Source organism: Hydrogenophaga sp. (assembly GCF_030656115.1).
Taxonomy (GTDB): domain Bacteria; phylum Pseudomonadota; class Gammaproteobacteria; order Burkholderiales; family Burkholderiaceae_C; genus Hydrogenophaga.
Window position 1 is genome coordinate 1 of sequence record NZ_JAUSOO010000020.1, and the last position, 17,057, is coordinate 17,057.

The following is a 17,057-nucleotide window of genomic DNA, read 5'->3' on the forward strand; positions in this document are numbered from 1 at the left end:
AAAGCAGCGCCTGCCAAGAAGGCTGCTGCACCCGCCAAGGAGGCTGCTCCAGCCAAGAAGGCGGTGGCTCCCGCGAAGAAAGCAGTGCCAGCCAAAAAGGCTGCTACACTCGCCAAGGAAGCCGCCCCGGCCAAGAAGGCGGTGGCTGCTCCTGCGAAGAAGGCGGTGGCTGCTGCTCCCGCGAAGAAAGCAGCGCCTGCCAAGAAGGCTGCTGCACCCGCCAAGGAGGCTGCTCCAGCCAAGAAGGCGGTGGCTCCCGCGAAGAAAGCAGTGCCAGCCAAAAAGGCTGCTGCACCCGCCAAGGAAGCCGCTCCGGCCAAGAAGGCGGTGGCTGCTCCTGCGAAGAAAGCAACGCCTGTCAAGAAGGCTGCTGCACCTGTGAAGAAAGCAGCAGCGACCAAGAAATCGGTTGCACCTGCCGCCCCAGCAGCACAGACCAAGCTGACGCCTCAAGCAGCCTGGCCATTTCCGACCTCCAGCAAACCCTGAAGCCGTCGGCAAAACAACAAGCCCGGTGCTTTGGCCCCGGGCTTTTTTCATTTGTCGCCCGGCAAAAAGAATCCAGGAACGAGCTGACAACCTTGCCAGGGTCGCCAACGCGCGTTAAACCAAGAAACGGCAGTTGGACAGGTCCGAGTGGGCTGTCAGGGTATTTGCTGGCAAGGCGCGACGACGCAGCGGGCTACTGCCCGCCAGGAGGAACAACGCCGCAGCGCGCGCCCTGGCGGCTCAATCGGGCCTGAACCTGTAGCGCACTCCCCACAAGGTGAGCTTGCCCGTGGGCAAAATTCTCAGCATTCACAGGTATCCCCAGCGGTTGAGCGCGGTCAACTGCCGTTTCTAGGTTGAACGCTGAACAGGTAGTTCTGGCCACCGCGGCTGGCAATTTTGGCGGCCCCCATGCGGTTCCCCAATTCGGCACAGCGTTGCAACGCCCAACCCAGCTCAAGACCGTGCAGCAAAGCGGCGCGAAACGCATCGCCACAACCGGTCGGGTCCACCACATCGGCAACAGACAAACCGGGCACCACCGTTTTCTGCCCACCCTCCCAAACCTCGCAACCCTGCGCACCCAGGGTCACAATGAGGCCCTGCACACGCGCCGCCAGGTCTTCCAGCGAGAAACCGGTACGGTCCGACAGCATGCGGGCTTCGTAATCGTTCACCGCGACCCAGGTGGCCAGTTCGACGAATTGCAACAACTCTTCCCCGTTGAACATGGGCAGGCCCTGGCCTGGATCGAACACAAACGGCACACCCGCTGCGTGCAGCTGACGGGCGTGGCTCAGCATCGCTTCACGGCCATCGGGCGAAATGATGCCCAAGGAGATATCGGTCCGTGCGGGCACCGGGTTGTCGTGCGCCTGGGACATCGCACCGGGATGAAAAGCGGTGATCTGGTTGTTGTCACGGTCGGTCATGATCATGGCCTGGGCGGTGTAGCAGTCGGCCGAAGAGCCCACGTGCTGCGTGTCCACACCCAAGGCCTGCAGGCGCGCCAGGTAGTCTTGACCATCGTTACCCAGCATGGCCAACGGCACGGCTTGCGCACCCAGCTGGCGCAGACCGTAGGCAATGTTGCCGGCACACCCCCCGTATTCGCGGCGCAAACCGGGCACCAGAAAAGAGACGTTGAGAATGTGCAGCTGACTGGGCAGGATCTGCTCGGCAAAGCGACCCTCAAAGGTCATGATGGTGTCAAAGGCCAGCGAACCGCAAACGAGGATGGACATGAAGCGTTGTTTCCAGAATCAAGGGTAAAAAACCAGGGCTCGATAGCCTGCCATCGGCATGGATGCACCCACCGCAAGCGAGAGACGCAGGCTGATGGTCACCGAATCTTGTGGCGGCAACAGCACCAGCGCTCCAGGCAGTTCCTCGGGCAAGAAAACGCGCCTCGCAATCACCGCATCGTGGGTGTCGGTCAGGCTCAGTTCAAGGGCAGGCACCGCCAGCGGTATCGACGCGGTGTTTTTCAGCACCAAGTCAAAAGAGTAAAAGTTGCCCAACCGACGCACCAGCGTCGAACTGTCGATGACGATGGCATCGATTCGGCGCACCGGTGCCACTTCGCAACCCAGCGGTGCACACAGCTGCTTGAGCGTGGGCGCCCACCGGGGCTGCCAAGCCGCCAGGGTATCGCGCTCGTGCAAGACCCACTGCAAACCCAGAGCCAGGGTGAGCAACAGCACGAACACCGACAACAACACCCGTATTCCAGGCGAATGCCAAAACGCCCGGCGGCGCGCCTGCCTGACAAAACTGGGCTCAGGTTCCACCAATTTCGGATGGTCAGCGGGCTGCGAGGCCTGCTGCGCACGGTCAACCCCATCCGGTCCTGCAGGGCCCAAACCCAAATCAACCGGCATCTGATCTGCGACCGCACCCAACGTGCTGGCAGAGAAACCCGGGATATCGGTCTGGTGATCCGCGTCTGGCGTTGGAGGCACCGCGGTAACACGGGTTTCTGGAGATTCATCCACCAGCCGCTGCGGTGCTGGCGCTGCAGACCTGTCACTCGCGAAGGTGTGTGGCGAATTTTCGGCAGAGACCAATGCAGGAGTTGGTGCAACCACAGAATGCGGCTGGAACACGCCCCCCGCAAGCCGCGCTTCTGCGCTGGGGTCTACAGCCAACACCTCACGCTCCCTCAGCACAGTCGTTTCGATGCGCTCCAGAGAATGGACAGCAGGCCGGTGCCCGTTGGAAGTCGCATCCAGACCAGACGGCGTGACCTCACCTGAGGACCCCGACCGCTGCCTGCGGCTGACGGGATCGCCTGTGGTTGAAGGTGCTGGAGGCACCCAGGTTTCGAGGTACAGCGTGGCGTCAAACACGTCAGCACAATGGCCACACCGGACCCAGCCATCGGAAATTTTGAGCTGGTCGGGAACAACCCTGAACATCGTGCCGCAAGCGGGACAGCGGGTGGTGAAATGCATGGGCAGATTATTCCGCACCGGCGATGACAACACCCAAGGCACCGGTACGCCATGAAAAGAGGGGCCGCTGCATGACCGACCCCAACAGCGTGCGGATCACCATGAAAAAACGCTCAGCCTTTGACCGCGGTCATGAGAATCCAGCCGTCGGTTTCGTCGCTCACCTCCAGCGCCATCCAAGGCGCGTAGGCCTCACGCAACTCGTCGGCCTGGCGCGCCAAAATACCGGCCAGCACCAAATGCCCGCCAGAACGCACATGGGCGCACAGCAAGGGTGCCAACACCTTGAGCGGCGTGGCCAGAATATTGGCCAGCACCAGATCAAACGCCCCCGCAGCCAACTCGGGCAAGCCCGCGGCCAGCGTCACATGGTTGGCCGCGGCATTGAGTTGGGTCGATTCGACCGCAGCGGGGTCGATGTCCACCGCGACGATGTCGTGCGCCCCAAACTTGGCCGCGCCAATGGCCAAAATACCCGAGCCACAGCCGTAATCGAGCACCCGCTGCCCTGCCCAGTCGTGCTGTGCCGTCCAGCGCAGGCACATGCGGGTGGTGGGGTGGGTGCCGGTGCCAAACGCCAGACCAGGGTCCAGACGAATCACCTGCTCTGCCGCTGCCGGCGGTTCGTGCCAGGTGGGCACGATCCAGAAACTGGGGGTGATTTCAACCGGTGCAAACTGCGATTGGGTCAAACGCACCCAGTCCTGTTCGGGCACCGCCTGCACGCCTTGCACCGCACAGCCTTCAAAGAAGTCTTGCAGCAGCAGCAAGCCAGCCGCCTCTCGGGCCGCTGCTTCGGTGGGGAACAGCGCCACCACGCGGGAACGCTGCCAACCGGCTTTGGGCGGCGGCATGCCCGGCTCGCCAAACAAGGCCGACTCGGCAGCCGTCATGGCATCGGCGTCTTCCACCGACACGCTCAAGGCATCCAGCGCCACCAACGCATCGCCCACCGACTCCACGGCAGATTCGGGCGCCAGCAACACCAGCTCAAACAAGCTTCCTGCCGACGGGGAAGTGTTTTCCAATTCAACGCTCACGCTGTGACAACCATTCTTCAAGGTAATGGATATTGGTACCGCCAGCGATGAAGCTCGCGTCCACCATCAGTTCGCGGTGCAGCGGGATGTTGGTCTTGATGCCTTCGATCACCGTCTCGGCCAACGCGGTGCGCATGCGGGCCAGCGCTTGCTCGCGGGTATCGCCGTGCACGATGATCTTGCCGATCATGGAGTCGTAGTTCGGCGGCACAAAGTAATTGGTGTAGGCGTGCGAATCGACGCGCACACCGGGGCCGCCGGGTGCGTGCCAGGTGGTGATGCGACCGGGCGACGGCGTGAACTTGTAAGGGTCCTCGGCGTTGATCCGGCACTCGATCGAATGCCCACGCAGCTCCACCTGGCGCTGTGTGAACGGCAATTTTTCGCCAGCGGCCACCGCAATTTGGGTGCGAACAATGTCCACCCCCGAAATCCACTCGGTCACCGGGTGCTCGACCTGCACACGGGTGTTCATTTCAATGAAATAAAACTCGCCGTTTTCGTAGAGGAACTCAAAGGTACCAGCGCCCCGGTAACTGATTTTTTTACAGGCTGCCGCGCAACGCTCACCAATTTTCTGAATCAGGCGGCGCGGAATGCCCGGCGCGGGCGCTTCTTCAATGACCTTCTGGTGACGGCGTTGCATGGAGCAGTCGCGCTCGCCCAGATACACCGCGTTGCGGTGCGTGTCGGCCAGAATCTGAATTTCGATGTGGCGCGGGTTCTGGAGAAACTTCTCCATGTACACCTCAGGGTTGCCAAACGCTGCCCCAGCTTCGGCCTTGGTGGTCTGCACCGCGTGCAGCAGGGCTGCCTCGGTGTGCACCACGCGCATGCCACGCCCACCGCCGCCGCCAGCAGCCTTGATGATCACCGGGTAACCGACCGCCTTGGCGGTGCGTTTGATGATCACCGGGTCGTCGGGCAGAGCGCCTTCGGAACCGGGAACACAAGGCACGCCAGCGCGGATCATGGCCTGCTTGGCCGAGACCTTGTCACCCATCAGGCGGATGGACTCAGGCGAAGGGCCGATGAAAGTGAAGCCGCTTTTTTCCACACGCTCGGCAAAGTCGGCGTTTTCCGACAGAAAACCGTAGCCAGGATGAATCGCCTCGGCGTCGGTCACCTCGGCTGCAGAAATGATGGCCGGCATGTTGAGGTAGCTGTGCGTGCTCGATGCGGGCCCGATGCAGACGGCCTCGTCGGCCAGGCGCACGTATTTGGCGTCGCGGTCGGCTTCGGAATAGACCATCACCGCTTTGATGCCCATCTCCCGGCAAGCCCGCTGCACCCGCAGTGCAATCTCTCCCCGGTTGGCTATCAGAATTTTCTTGAACATGCGCGCCAAGCCCTTTATTCGATCACGTACAAGGGCTGGCCGTACTCCACGGCCTGGCCGTTGTCCACCAGAATCTTGGTTACCGTGCCGGACTTGTCGGCCTCGATTTCGTTGAGAATTTTCATGGCTTCAACGATGCAGATGGTCTCGCCCTCCTTGATGGAGTCACCCAATTCAACAAAAGGCTTGGCACCTGGACTGGAAGCACGGTAGAACGTACCAACCATGGGCGACTTCACAATATGGCCTGTGGGCTCTGCGACGGGTGTGGGCACCACAGGTGCCGCTGACTCAGCCACGATCACCGCAGGTGCCGCCTGGGGCGCTGGTGCCATGGTATAGGCCATGGGCGCTGCAAACCCAACAGGCGCGCTCTTGACGATGCGCACCTTGCCTTCGGCTTCGGTGATTTCCAGCTCCGACACGTTCGACTCTGACACGAGATCGATCAGGGTTTTCAGTTTTCTCAAATCCATGGTTTCTCCAACGAAAATCGCTTAAGTTGACCCAAATACCACCAAATTCACACAAATTGGGGCATATCAACCCATCGGGTGGCGCAGTGTACACGATGGCAGCACCGTTGAGAGCGCCGTGTATCGGCTGAAAAAGACGCCATTTTCTTGGGCCAGCAAGCCCTGAGCGACGGTGTTGGCGAACTTTAACCGTTTTTCAAAGAACGTTGCCGGATGTAACAAGAAGACGCTCCTTGGGCGCCAGACGGGCCTGAGAAAACTGCGTACGCAGCCACGCTCAGGCCAGCAAGGCCCATTGGGCCAGATCGGCCTCGGACACCTTGCCGATTTTTCGGTGCAGCACGGCACCGTCTGCACCCATGACCACGGTGTAAGGCAGTCCCCCGGTGGGGTTGCCCAGTTCGCGGCTAAGCTGGGTGCCCGCCAAGCCTGCCATGCCCACCGGAAAGTCCAACGGCAGTTTCTGCAGGAAACTGCGCACCGCACTGGGCTGGTCCACCGCCAGCCCCAGCACCTGCCAACCCCGAGCCGCGTGGGTGCGGTAAAAGGCGTTGAGCAGCGGCAGCTCTTCCACACACGGCGGGCACCAGGTGGCCCAAAAATTCACCAGCAGCGGTTTGCCACGCCAAGCCGCCAGGTTCAATGCATCGCCATGGGGATCTTCAAACTGGCTGGCCCAGAAGGTGGCCTCGGCGTCGGTGGCGACCGCGTTGGGCTGGTAGCGCCACCAGGCCACACCGACACCCGCTGCACCCGCCGCAGTGGCCACCCCCGTCATCCAAATTGTGCGTCGGTTCAGGGTCATGGCATGTGCTCTTGTGTTTCTGTAAGGGTTTGGGCCATCAGCGCACGCAGAGCGGGTGCATCACCCCGGGGCTTGCGGCCTTGGGCGTCGGGCTTCAGGGCGCCGCGCAGGTCGTCGAGGTCGTGCACCATCAGGTGCACCAGCACCCATTGCCCCAGCGCATTGCAACGGGTTCGCAGCGTGAGCGATTGCACCGGCTCGCCGCGCCAGCCGTTGACCGTGCCCGGGTGGTATTCCACGCGGTGGTCCAGCAGCGCGAATTCGGCAGACTTGGGATCGTCGCAAAACAGCTGCACATAAATATCGCTGTGCCGGGTGGCGGTACCGTGCCAGACCGCACCGCCCAGGTGCGGGCGGAACGCGGCCAGACGGCCCATCCACAACAGCGCCACCTCGCGCAGAGCCCGCAGCTCGGCGGCCTGGGTTTCCGGGCAGAACACCGCAATGTATTCGCGCACCGCCGCGTCCATGGCAGCGTTGTCGGGCAAAGGCGCCCGTGCCTGCAGGCCCAACTGTTTAACAGCGCGGCGCTTCGCGGCAGCGTATTCCAGCCCCTCCTCCACCACCAGACGGGCGGCCACGGCGGCAATATCGTTGTGGTTGCTGTCTCGATTCCAATCCATGGTGCCATTGTGCCCGCTGCACTGCAGGCCTGCGGCACCCGCCCGCCATACCCGGTATGGGCGCCTAAAATCGCCGGATGCATATTCATATTCTGGGCATTTGTGGCACGTTCATGGGCGGCTTGGCCGCGCTGGCGCGCGAGGCTGGACACCGGGTGACCGGCTGTGACACTGGCGTTTACCCGCCGATGAGCGACCAGCTGCGTGCACTGGGCATTGACCTGGTGGAAGGCTTTGAGGCCGACCAGATGGCCTTGGCACCCGACATGTACGTGGTGGGCAACGTGGTCAGCCGAGCCCGGCGCCCCGATGGCAGCCCCAAATTCCCGCTCATGGAAGCCATCCTGGAAGCCGGTGCACCCTACACCAGTGGCCCACAGTGGCTGGCCGAGCACGTGTTGCAAGGGCGCCATGTGATGGCGGTCGCGGGCACCCACGGCAAAACCACCACCACCGCCATGCTCACCTGGATTCTGGAATCGGCGGGTCTGGAACCGGGCTTTCTGATTGGCGGCGTGCCCATGAATTTTGGCGTTTCAGCCAGACTAGGCGCAGCACAGCGCCCGCAAGGCGCGGCTTCGATAAGCGATGGCTCCGGAGCAAAAGCACCTGTTTTCGTGATCGAGGCCGACGAATACGACACCGCGTTTTTCGACAAACGCAGCAAGTTTGTGCACTACCGGCCACGCACCGCCATTTTGAACAACCTGGAGTTCGATCACGCCGATATTTTTGACGACCTGGCGGCGATTGAACGCCAGTTTCACCATCTGGTGCGCACCGTGCCCGGCTCGGGTCGGGTGGTGGTGAATGGGCTGGAAGAGTCGCTGGACCGGGTGCTGCACACGGGGCTGTGGAGCGAACTGCGCAGCTTTGGCGCAGCGGTGAGCGACTTCACGGCCCAAGGCGAACCACACGCCTTTGACGTGCTGCAGCGCGGCCAGGTGGTGGCCCGGGTGGAATGGGCGCTGAGCGGCACCCACAACCAGCTCAATGCGCTGGCAGCCATTGCGGCGGCCGACCACGTGGGCGTGCCCCCAGCGTTGGCGGCCCAGGCCTTGGCCCGTTTTGAAAACGTTCGCCGCCGCATGGAGGTTCGCGGCACGGTGACGCAGCAAGGACAAGCCATCACCGTATACGACGACTTTGCCCACCACCCCACAGCCATCCGCACCACGCTGGACGGGCTGAAGCGCCGGTTGCAGCAGAACCCAGGCCCGTCAGGCCGCATCCTGGCGGTGTTTGAACCTCGCAGCAACACGATGAAACTCGGCACCATGAAATCGCAATTGCCCTGGAGCCTGGAAGCCGCTGACCTGGCTTTTTGCCACGCGGGCGGGCTGGACTGGGATGCCAATGACGCCCTGAAACCCATGGGTGCGCGTGCGCGGGTGGCGCACAACATAGACGAGCTGGTAACGCAGGTGAGCGTTGCCGCGCAGCCCGGCGATCACATTGTGTGCATGAGCAACGGTGGCTTTGGCGGCGTGCATGCCCGCCTGCTGAGCGCGTTGACCCAGTCCTGCACCTGATCAAGCAGCCCGGCAACCCCGCTGGACGCGAATCAGTAAGACAGCGTCATGGCCTGCACGTCCACCGACACCACAGGCTTTGCCAATGCGGCACTGGCCGCTTTGGCAAAGGCCACGGCCCACGCGTGGTGCGCCTCATCGCGAAAACGCGCTTCGCCAGCGGCCTGCGCCACACACAGCACCTTGTCGGCGGTCAGTACCTTGCCGGTGGCCCGGATCGGTTCGCAGCCCAGAAAGGTGAACTGCTCGTCCAGCCAGCTGCGGGCCATGTCGTGCGGCATGGGCTGGACTTCTTCCAGATCAAAGCGGTAGGTGAATGGCTCACCCCAGATCACGGTCACGTGGCTGCGCATAAAAACGACTCCTTGGATACGTTAGAGGGTATTGAAAGACACGCCCACATTGTGCCTTGAGCAACCCGCCAGGAAGCGCTCCATCGCCGACGAGTACAAGCCACAAGGCAATCAAACACCCGATTCATCCATGGCGATCGGGGTCAACAAAGGCCTTCAGCCGGCTTGACCACCGGCGCTGCGGCGGGCAACCGCTTGCGACAGCACCTCCAAGGCTTGCAGAGAGTCCTCCCAGCCGAGACAGGCGTCTGTGATGCTCTGACCGTAAGTCAGGGTATCCATACCATCCTTGCCAGGGGTGAATTTTTGTGCGCCGGCCTCAATGTGGCTTTCAATCATGACGCCAAATACGCTGCTCGAGCCAGCGGTGATCTGGCCTGCAATGTCGCGCGCCACATCCAACTGCTTTTGGTGCTGTTTGCTGCTGTTGGCGTGGCTGCAGTCGACCATCAAACGTGCCGGTAACTTGGCGGCTTCGAGGTCCTTCACCGCAGCGGCCACGCTGGCGGCGTCGTAGTTGGGCGCTTTGCCACCGCGCAAGATCACATGACAGTCCGGGTTGCCATTGGTCTGCACGATGGCCACCTGGCCATTTTTGTGCACCGACAGAAAGTGGTGACCGCGCGCCGCTGCCTGAATGGCGTCGGTGGCAATCTTGATGTTGCCGTCGGTCCCGTTTTTGAAACCGATGGGCGCCGACAGGCCGGAGGCCAGTTCACGGTGCACCTGGCTTTCGGTGGTACGCGCCCCAATGGCCCCCCAACTGATCAGGTCGCCAATGTATTGCGGCGAGATCACGTCCAGAAATTCGCTGCCGGCAGGCAGACCCAGTCGGTTGATTTCAATCAGCAACTGGCGCGCAATGCGCAGGCCCTCATCAATGCGGAAGCTCTCGTCCAGGTAGGGGTCGTTGATGAGGCCTTTCCAGCCCACCGTGGTGCGCGGTTTTTCAAAGTACACGCGCATGACGATCTCCAGCGTGTCGGCGTACTTTTCACGCAGCGGCTTCAAGCGACGGGCGTAGTCGATGGCGGCAGCCGGATCGTGGATCGAACAAGGCCCGATCACCACCAGCAAGCGCTGGTCCTGGCCGTGCAAGATGTTGTGAATGCGCTGGCGGGTCTGGCTGATCAGCGCCTCCACCGGTGTGCCGCCAATGGGGAAGAAGCGGATCAAATGTTCTGGAGGCGGTAGCACGGTGATGTCCTTGATGCGTTCGTCGTCGGTCTGGCTGGTTTTGTCGACAGGACGGGCATGCCAGGCATCGCTGCTGGCCGGGGTGGTCTGTGCATTCATCGCGGGACTCCTCAAGTGCGGTTGGTACAAAAAGTGGGAACAGCAGGGGCGAAAAAAAACCGCCGGGCTGGTGGCTCCGGCGGTTTGATCGAGATTCGGTGATGCGCTTACAGCCTCGCCTCTCGTCCGCCAGGGACTGAGAACCAAAAATAAAAGGCAAAAGCGAAACGCGTTTTCATGGGTGGCCAATGTAGCACAGACGGTATGACACCTGTCTTACAGCGCCCCTCAGGCGGTGCCGCCCACGGTCAGGCCTTCGATGCGCAAGGTGGGCTGGCCCACGCCCACGGGCACGCTTTGGCCTTCTTTGCCGCAGGTACCCACGCCGCTGTCGAGCTTCATGTCGTTGCCGATCATGCTGACGCGGGTGAGCGAGTCGGGGCCGTTGCCCACCAAGGTGGCACCTTTGACCGGGTATTGGATTTGGCCGTTTTCCACCCAATAGGCTTGGCTGGCCGAAAACACAAATTTGCCGCTGGTGATGTCCACCTGCCCGCCGCCGAAGTTCACGGCGTACAGGCCTTTTTTGATGCTGGCCACAATTTCCTCGGGCGCTTTGTCACCGCCGAGCATGTAGGTGTTGGTCATGCGCGGCATGGGCACATGGGCGTAGCTTTCGCGCCGACCATTGCCGGTGGGCTTCACGCCCATGAGGCGCGCGTTCATCGAGTCTTGGATGTAGCCGCGCAAAATGCCGTCTTCAATCAACACGTTTTTCTGCGACGGGTGGCCCTCGTCGTCCACATTGAGCGAACCCCGGCGGTCGGCGATGGTGCCGTCGTCGAGCACCGTCACGCCCTTGGCCGCCACACGCTGGCCGATGCGCCCGGCGAAAGCGCTGGAGCCCTTGCGGTTGAAGTCGCCCTCCAAGCCGTGACCCACCGCTTCGTGCAACAAAATACCGGGCCAGCCCGAACCCAGCACCACCACCATTTCACCAGCCGGTGCGGGGCGTGCATCCAGGTTGGTCAGCGCCGACGATACGGCTTCGTCCACATAGGTTTGCACCATGGCTTCGTCAAAGTAGGCCAAACCAAAGCGACCGCCGCCGCCCGACGAGCCCACTTCACGGCGGCCTTTTTGCTCGGCAATCACCGTCACCGACAGGCGGATCAGCGGGCGCACATCGGCGGCCAGGGTGCCGTCGGCGCGGGCCACCAGCACCACGTCGTATTCACTGGCCAGCCCGGCCATGACTTGCACCACGCGCGGGTCTTTGGCCTTGGCCATGCGCTCGACCTGCTCCAGCAAGGCCACTTTGGCGGTGCTGTCCAGCGTGCCAATGGGGTCCAGGCCGGGGTACAGCGAGCGCGATTGGGCCACTTTGGTGCTGGGTTTTCGCACCCGGCGGCCCTGGCCTTGGGCGGATATGGAGCGCACAGTGTGCGCCGCATCGATCAAGGAGTCCCAGGACAAATCGTCCGAATAAGCGAACGCGGTTTTTTCACCGCTGACCGCGCGCACGCCCACGCCTTGGTCGATGCTGAAGCTGCCCGTCTTGACGATGCCCTCCTCCAGGCTCCAGCCCTCGCTGCGGGTGTACTGAAAGTACAGGTCGGCGTCGTCCACGCCGTGCGACATGATGTCGCCCAGCGCACGCTGCAGGTGCGTGGTGGTCAAGCCATAGGGATCGAGCAGAAGGCTCTGGGCGCTGGCCAGTCGGGCCAAGGTGGGTTCACGTGCAATCATGGCCCCATTGTAAGAAGGACCGGGGGGACGCGCCGGGGGCATGGTCTTGGCGCCGCGTCTGCGCAGCGCCACACCCAACATTCAGGACTGCATCAGCCGCTTGGACTTGGCAATCGACATCAACATGCCCAGCCCCACGCCCAGGGTGATCATGGCTGTGCCGCCGTAGCTCACGAAAGGCAGCGGCACGCCCACCACGGGCAAGATGCCACTGACCATGCCCATGTTGACAAAGGCGTACACAAAGATATTGAGCGTGAGCGCACCCGCCAGCAAGCGGGAGAACAAGGTGGGCGCCTCCAGGGCAATCATGAGGCCGCGCACCACCAGGAAAATGAATGCGGCCATGAGACCCAGGGTGCCCATCAGGCCGAATTCCTCCGAAAAAGCCGCGTAAATGAAGTCGGTGGTGCGCTCGGGAATGAATTCCAGGTGCGTCTGGGTGCCCTGCATGAAACCTTTGCCCCACACGCCACCCGAACCGATGGCGATCATGCCCTGGATGATGTGAAACCCTTTGCCCAACGGGTCTTTGGAGGGGTCCAGCAGCGTGCACACCCGCTGGCGCTGGTATTCGCGCAAAATTTTCCAGTCCACATCGGGGCCGCACCATTGGGGTTCCATCGCAATCAGCACGATGATGCCCACCGCACCGATGAGCAGAGGCGGCACGATCAGCTTCCAGCTCAGGCCGGCAAAAAAAATCACAAACAGGCCCGAAGCCACCACCAGCAGGGTGGTACCCAGATCGGGTTGTTTCAAAATCAGCGCCGCCGGAACCGCCAGCAACAAGCCGGCGACCACAAAATCCAGTGTTTTCAACTGCCCCTCGCGACGCTGGAACCACCACGCCAACATCAGCGGCATGGCAATTTTGAGCAACTCGCTGGGCTGAATCACGACGCCCATATTGAGCCAGCGCTGAGCCCCTTTTTTCTCAATACCGAACAGAAACACCGCCAGCAGCAGGGCCACACCCAACACATACATGGGCACCGCCAGTGCCATGAGCCGCTGCGGCGGCACTTGCGCCACCAAAAACAACACGCCAGCGGCCATCAACATGTTGCGCCCATGGGTGGCGAACCGTGTGCCGTGGTCAAAACCCACCGAATACATGGTCATGAGGCCCAGCCCGGCCAACAGCACAATCGCCAACACCAAAGGGCCATCGAACCCCTGAAAAATAGGTGCGATGCGTTGCAGCGGGTTGGGCTTGTCGAAGGCGGTGGACATACCGCGATTATCCCGTGCCCAAGGCCACCAAGATGGGGGTCGACCCCACCACACCTCCCGCACAGAGACATTTTTCGTCCGTATCATCGCCCCCATGACCACCACCCACCTGCTCTACCTGCACGGTTTTCGTTCCTCGCCCCAATCGATGAAGGCGCAAAAAGTGGCCAACCGGGTGGCCGCGCAGCACCCGGGTGTGGTCTGGTGGTGCCCACAGTTGCCCCCTTCGCCCAAGGAAGCCATGGCGCTGGTGATGGATGGCGTGCGCGACTGGCCCCGCGAATCGATGGCGGTGGCTGGGTCGTCGCTGGGTGGTTTCTATGCCCGCTGGCTGGCCCTGCAAACCGGCTGCGCCAAGGCCCTGCTGCTCAACCCGGCCGTGTTTCCCGCGCGCGACCTGCTCAAGTACGTGGGCGAACAGACCAGCTGGCACGACCCAAGCGAACGCTTCGTTTTTCAGCCAACTTACGTGGACGAACTGCGCGCCCTGGAAAGCGACATTGCCAGCCTCGCGGCGCTGCGGCCGGCCACGCCAGAACGCCAATGGGCCATCGTGGCGCAGGGTGACGAGGTGCTGGACTGGCGTGAAATGCAAGCGTTTTGCGCCGGCGGTGCGGTGCGTCTGCTGCCGGGGAGCGACCACGCCATCAGCAACTTTGAGGAACACATCGACGCCGTGTTCGACTTTCTGAACTTGCACCGCTGAGACCGGCGGAGCAAAACCGCCCGCATGGGACAATCTCGCCCATGCACATTTTGTTTGACGAAGCCGGCAAACTGCTGACCGGCCGCCTCCTGTCAGAGGCCGAAAGCTCGCTCCAGGTTGAGCTGGATACCGGTAAGCGCGTGAAGGTCAAGGCGGCCAACGCCTTGCTGCGCTTTGAAAAACCTGCCCCGGCCCAGCTCATGCCCGCCGCCACCGCGCTGGCCGAGAGCATGGAACTGGAAATGGCTTACGAGTTTGCCCCGGAGGACGAGTTCGGCTTTGCCGACCTGGCGCGAGAGTACTTCAGTGCCAGCGCGGGTACCGAACAGCAGGTGGCGGCGCTGCTGTGCCTGCACGGCTCACCGCATTACTTTCGCCGTGCCGGCAAAGGTCGCTACAAAAAGGCGCCTGCCGACATCCTGGCGCAGGCGCTGGCCGCGATCGAAAAGAAAAAACAGGTTCAGGCACAGATTGAGGCCTGGGCCGCCGAGCTGGCCAACGGCCAATGCCCCGAGCCGGTGCGCCAGCAGCTGTACAAAATTTTGTTCAAACCCGACAAAAACGCGCCCGAGTACAAGGCGGTGGTGGAGGCCGCCCGCAACAGCCACACCGCCCCACTGGCGCTGCTGCAAAACGCGGGCGCCATCAGCAGCGCCTACCAGTTCCACTGGCAGCGGTTTTTGTTCGACCAGTTCCCCAAAGGCACGGGCTTTCCGGCGCTGCAGGCCCCGGTCATTGCAGACGATTTGCCTCTGGCGCCGGTGCAGGCGTTTTCCATTGACGACTCGCACACCACCGAAATCGACGACGCGCTCTCGATTCAAGGCCTGGGCACGGGCACCGTCACGCTGGGCATTCACATTGCCGCGCCTGGGTTGGTGGTGCTGCCCGACGGCCCCATTGACCAGGTGGCGCGCAACCGCCTGTCCACGGTGTACATGCCGGGCCACAAAATCACCATGCTGCCCGACGAGGTGGTGCAGGCCTACACGCTCGAAGCCGGGCGCGACTGCCCTGCCCTGTCGCTGTATGTGACGCTGGACGAAGCCACGCTGACCATTCAAGACCGGCGCACCGCGCTGGAACGTGTGCCGATCGCCCACAACCTGCGCCACGACAAGCTGGACACCGTGATCACCGAAGAGTGGCTGAACGGCGCAGCCCCCGCCAGCGAGGCCCTTGTTGAAGCGCACATTGAAGCGCTGCAACCCCAGTTGGCCTTCATCTTCAGGCTGGCGCGCCACCTGAAAGCGCAGCGCGAGGTGGTGCGCGGCAAGCCCGAAAACTTCTCTCGGCCCGACTACACCTTCCGCCTCGAAGGCGTCTCGGGCAGCGAGCCTGCGGGCCATGAGACGGTGGTGATCGGCACGCGCCAGCGCGGTGCGCCACTGGACCTGATGGTGGCCGAGGCCATGATTTTGGCCAACAGCAGTTGGGGCCAGTGGCTGGCCGAATGCGGTGTGCCCGGCATTTACCGCAGCCAGGCCAGCCTGCAACCCGGCGTAAAGGTGCGCATGGGCACCAAAGCGCAGCCGCACGCCGGCATTGGTGTGCCCAGCTACGCCTGGAGCACCTCGCCCCTGCGCCGCTATGTGGACATGGTGAACCAGTGGCAGATCATTGCCTGTGTGCGCCACGGAAAAACCGCTGCGTTGGCTGCACCGTTCAAGCCCAAAGACGCGCAATTGTTTGCGGTGATCAGCGCGTTTGACGCTGCTTACACCGCCTACAACGGCTTCCAGAACGGCATGGAGCGCTACTGGACGCTGCAATACCTGAAGCAAAACAACATTGGCGAACTGACCGCCACCCTGTTCAAAGACAACCTGGTGCGCGCCGACAACCTGCCCCTGGTGCTGCCGGTGATGGGTGCCGATGGCCTGCCGCGCGGCGCCCATGTGCGCGTGCGGCTGGGTGCGGTGGACGACATCACGCTGGACATTCACGGCACGGTGGTCGAGCGCCTGGACCTGCCGGGAGAAGACCTGGCCGATGACAGCAGCGACTCGGGTGAAGACGACGAAGCACTGGCGGCGCCGCTGGCGTTGGCGATTGACGTGGACGACGCGGGCACACCGGCCGAGGCGACGACCACCGAGAATGCCGTCTGACCCTCCGGGATTCAGACGCCCCGCAGCACCGATAATTCTGGCGTGAAACCCGCCCTGACGTTCCTCCAAAAACTGAGCACGCTGCAGCTCGCGCTGGGCATTTCGGTGGCCGTGCATGCGGCCTTGCTGACCGTGCGTTTTGTGGACCCCGAAGGCTTCAACCGGGTGTTTCAGGACACGCCGCTGGAAGTCATTTTGGTCAACGCCAAAAGCGACGAACGCCCGGACCAGGCCAAAGCCATTGCCCAGGCATCGCTCGCGGGCGGTGGTGAGGCGGCCACAGGCCGAGCCACCTCGCCGCTGCCGCCCAACACGCAAGTGCGCATGGGTGACACCACCGAAGAAGACGAACAGCGGATTGAAGCACTCAAGAAGCGGCAAAACCAAATTTTGGCGCAGGTTCGCCAGCAACTGGCCAGCATGCCGCCGCCCGATCTGGACGCGCTGAACACCAACCCGGCCGTGATTGAGCGCGAGCGAAAACGCCAGGCACTGATCAAAATCCTGGCCGAGATTGAAAAACGCATCAACGAAGAAAACGCTCGCCCGAAGAAGCGCTACATCAGCCCAGCCACACGGGAAGAGGTTTATGCCATTTATTACGATGCGCTGCGCCGCAAGATAGAAGACCGTGGCACCAGCAACTTCCCGGAGGCTGGGGGCCGCAAACTCTACGGCGAGCTCACCATGATCATCACCGTCAACCACACGGGCAACGTATTGAACACCGAAGTGGTGCAAACCTCGGGCAACGCCACGCTGGATCGCCGAGCCCAGGCTATCGTGCGCGGACTGGACTTTGGCCGCTTCAGCGACGCCATGCGTCGCCGAGCCGATGAGATTGTGGTCGTCTCACGCTTTCGATTCATGCGCGACGAAACGCTGCAAACCCAGCTTTCAAGCCAATAA

15 protein-coding genes and 2 pseudogenes are annotated in these 17,057 nt (G+C 62.4%); 5 read left to right on the forward strand and 12 right to left on the reverse strand.

What is annotated here, in order from left to right:
- Window positions 1–489 (forward strand): annotated as a pseudogene (locus Q7J58_RS02050) (hypothetical protein); the annotation flags it as partial.
- 338 nt (window positions 490–827) lie between these two features.
- Here the strand turns inward: Q7J58_RS02050 and Q7J58_RS02055 are convergent.
- The 8 genes and pseudogenes from Q7J58_RS02055 to Q7J58_RS02090 form a co-directional block, all read right to left on the reverse strand.
- Window positions 828–1,733 carry a carbohydrate kinase family protein gene (locus tag Q7J58_RS02055; protein WP_304822715.1) on the reverse strand — a complete coding sequence of 302 codons (906 nt, stop codon included), beginning with the start codon at window positions 1,731–1,733 and terminating at the stop codon, window positions 828–830.
- An 18-nt stretch (window positions 1,734–1,751) separates the two neighbouring features.
- Window positions 1,752–2,198 carry a DUF3426 domain-containing protein gene (locus tag Q7J58_RS02060; protein WP_304822850.1) on the reverse strand — a complete coding sequence of 149 codons (447 nt, stop codon included), beginning with the start codon at window positions 2,196–2,198 and terminating at the stop codon, window positions 1,752–1,754.
- A 639-nt stretch (window positions 2,199–2,837) separates the two neighbouring features.
- A pseudogene (locus tag Q7J58_RS02065) lies at window positions 2,838–2,942 on the reverse strand (zinc-ribbon domain-containing protein); the annotation flags it as partial.
- A gap of 113 nt (window positions 2,943–3,055) precedes the next feature.
- Entirely contained in the window at window positions 3,056–3,940 is an 885-nt protein-coding gene (gene prmA / locus Q7J58_RS02070) for a 50S ribosomal protein L11 methyltransferase (RefSeq protein ID WP_304822853.1), read from the reverse strand.
- A gap of 31 nt (window positions 3,941–3,971) precedes the next feature.
- The gene (gene accC / locus Q7J58_RS02075) at window positions 3,972–5,321 is read right to left on the reverse strand and encodes an acetyl-CoA carboxylase biotin carboxylase subunit (protein ID WP_304822718.1); all 1,350 of its coding nucleotides are present in this window, start codon (window positions 5,319–5,321) and stop codon (window positions 3,972–3,974) included.
- Between the two features lie 14 nt (window positions 5,322–5,335).
- Complete coding sequence (gene accB, locus Q7J58_RS02080; protein ID WP_304822721.1) at window positions 5,336–5,797, reverse strand: acetyl-CoA carboxylase biotin carboxyl carrier protein; 462 nt, start codon at window positions 5,795–5,797, stop codon at window positions 5,336–5,338.
- A 277-nt stretch (window positions 5,798–6,074) separates the two neighbouring features.
- Window positions 6,075–6,602: a TlpA disulfide reductase family protein gene (locus tag Q7J58_RS02085; RefSeq protein WP_304822724.1), complete on the reverse strand. Its 528-nt coding sequence runs from the start codon at window positions 6,600–6,602 to the stop codon at window positions 6,075–6,077.
- A complete protein-coding gene (locus tag Q7J58_RS02090; RefSeq protein WP_304822726.1) occupies window positions 6,599–7,225 on the reverse strand; it encodes a hypothetical protein in 627 nt (208 codons plus the stop codon). Before Q7J58_RS02090 ends, Q7J58_RS02085 begins: the two co-directional genes overlap by 4 nt.
- Before the next feature lie 77 nt (window positions 7,226–7,302).
- Between Q7J58_RS02090 and mpl the strand changes: the two genes are divergently transcribed.
- Window positions 7,303–8,757, forward strand: a complete 1,455-nt coding sequence (mpl, locus tag Q7J58_RS02095; RefSeq protein WP_304822729.1) for a UDP-N-acetylmuramate:L-alanyl-gamma-D-glutamyl-meso-diaminopimelate ligase — start codon at window positions 7,303–7,305, stop codon at window positions 8,755–8,757.
- A 32-nt stretch (window positions 8,758–8,789) separates the two neighbouring features.
- Here the strand turns inward: mpl and Q7J58_RS02100 are convergent, their stop codons facing one another.
- From Q7J58_RS02100 to rodA, 4 genes are all read right to left on the reverse strand, one after another.
- Window positions 8,790–9,110, reverse strand: coding sequence for a hypothetical protein (locus tag Q7J58_RS02100; protein ID WP_304822731.1), 321 nt, complete (start codon window positions 9,108–9,110; stop codon window positions 8,790–8,792).
- Between the two features lie 156 nt (window positions 9,111–9,266).
- Window positions 9,267–10,406 carry a 3-deoxy-7-phosphoheptulonate synthase gene (locus Q7J58_RS02105; RefSeq protein ID WP_304822734.1) on the reverse strand — a complete coding sequence of 380 codons (1,140 nt, stop codon included), beginning with the start codon at window positions 10,404–10,406 and terminating at the stop codon, window positions 9,267–9,269.
- A gap of 228 nt (window positions 10,407–10,634) precedes the next feature.
- Entirely contained in the window at window positions 10,635–12,095 is a 1,461-nt protein-coding gene (tldD, locus tag Q7J58_RS02110) for a metalloprotease TldD (RefSeq protein WP_304822736.1), read from the reverse strand.
- An 81-nt stretch (window positions 12,096–12,176) separates the two neighbouring features.
- The gene (rodA, locus tag Q7J58_RS02115; protein ID WP_304822739.1) at window positions 12,177–13,331 is read right to left on the reverse strand and encodes a rod shape-determining protein RodA; all 1,155 of its coding nucleotides are present in this window, start codon (window positions 13,329–13,331) and stop codon (window positions 12,177–12,179) included.
- 94 nt (window positions 13,332–13,425) lie between these two features.
- Between rodA and Q7J58_RS02120 the strand changes: the two genes are divergently transcribed.
- From Q7J58_RS02120 to Q7J58_RS02130, 3 genes are read left to right on the forward strand one after another with little or no spacing between them, the layout of a single operon-like run.
- Window positions 13,426–14,037: a YqiA/YcfP family alpha/beta fold hydrolase gene (locus Q7J58_RS02120; RefSeq protein WP_304822742.1), complete on the forward strand. Its 612-nt coding sequence runs from the start codon at window positions 13,426–13,428 to the stop codon at window positions 14,035–14,037.
- A gap of 41 nt (window positions 14,038–14,078) precedes the next feature.
- Window positions 14,079–16,148, forward strand: coding sequence for a ribonuclease catalytic domain-containing protein (locus Q7J58_RS02125; RefSeq protein WP_304822745.1), 2,070 nt, complete (start codon window positions 14,079–14,081; stop codon window positions 16,146–16,148).
- A gap of 42 nt (window positions 16,149–16,190) precedes the next feature.
- On the forward strand, window positions 16,191–17,057 hold the full coding sequence (locus tag Q7J58_RS02130; RefSeq protein ID WP_304822748.1) for a TonB family protein: 867 nt from the start codon (window positions 16,191–16,193) through the stop codon (window positions 17,055–17,057).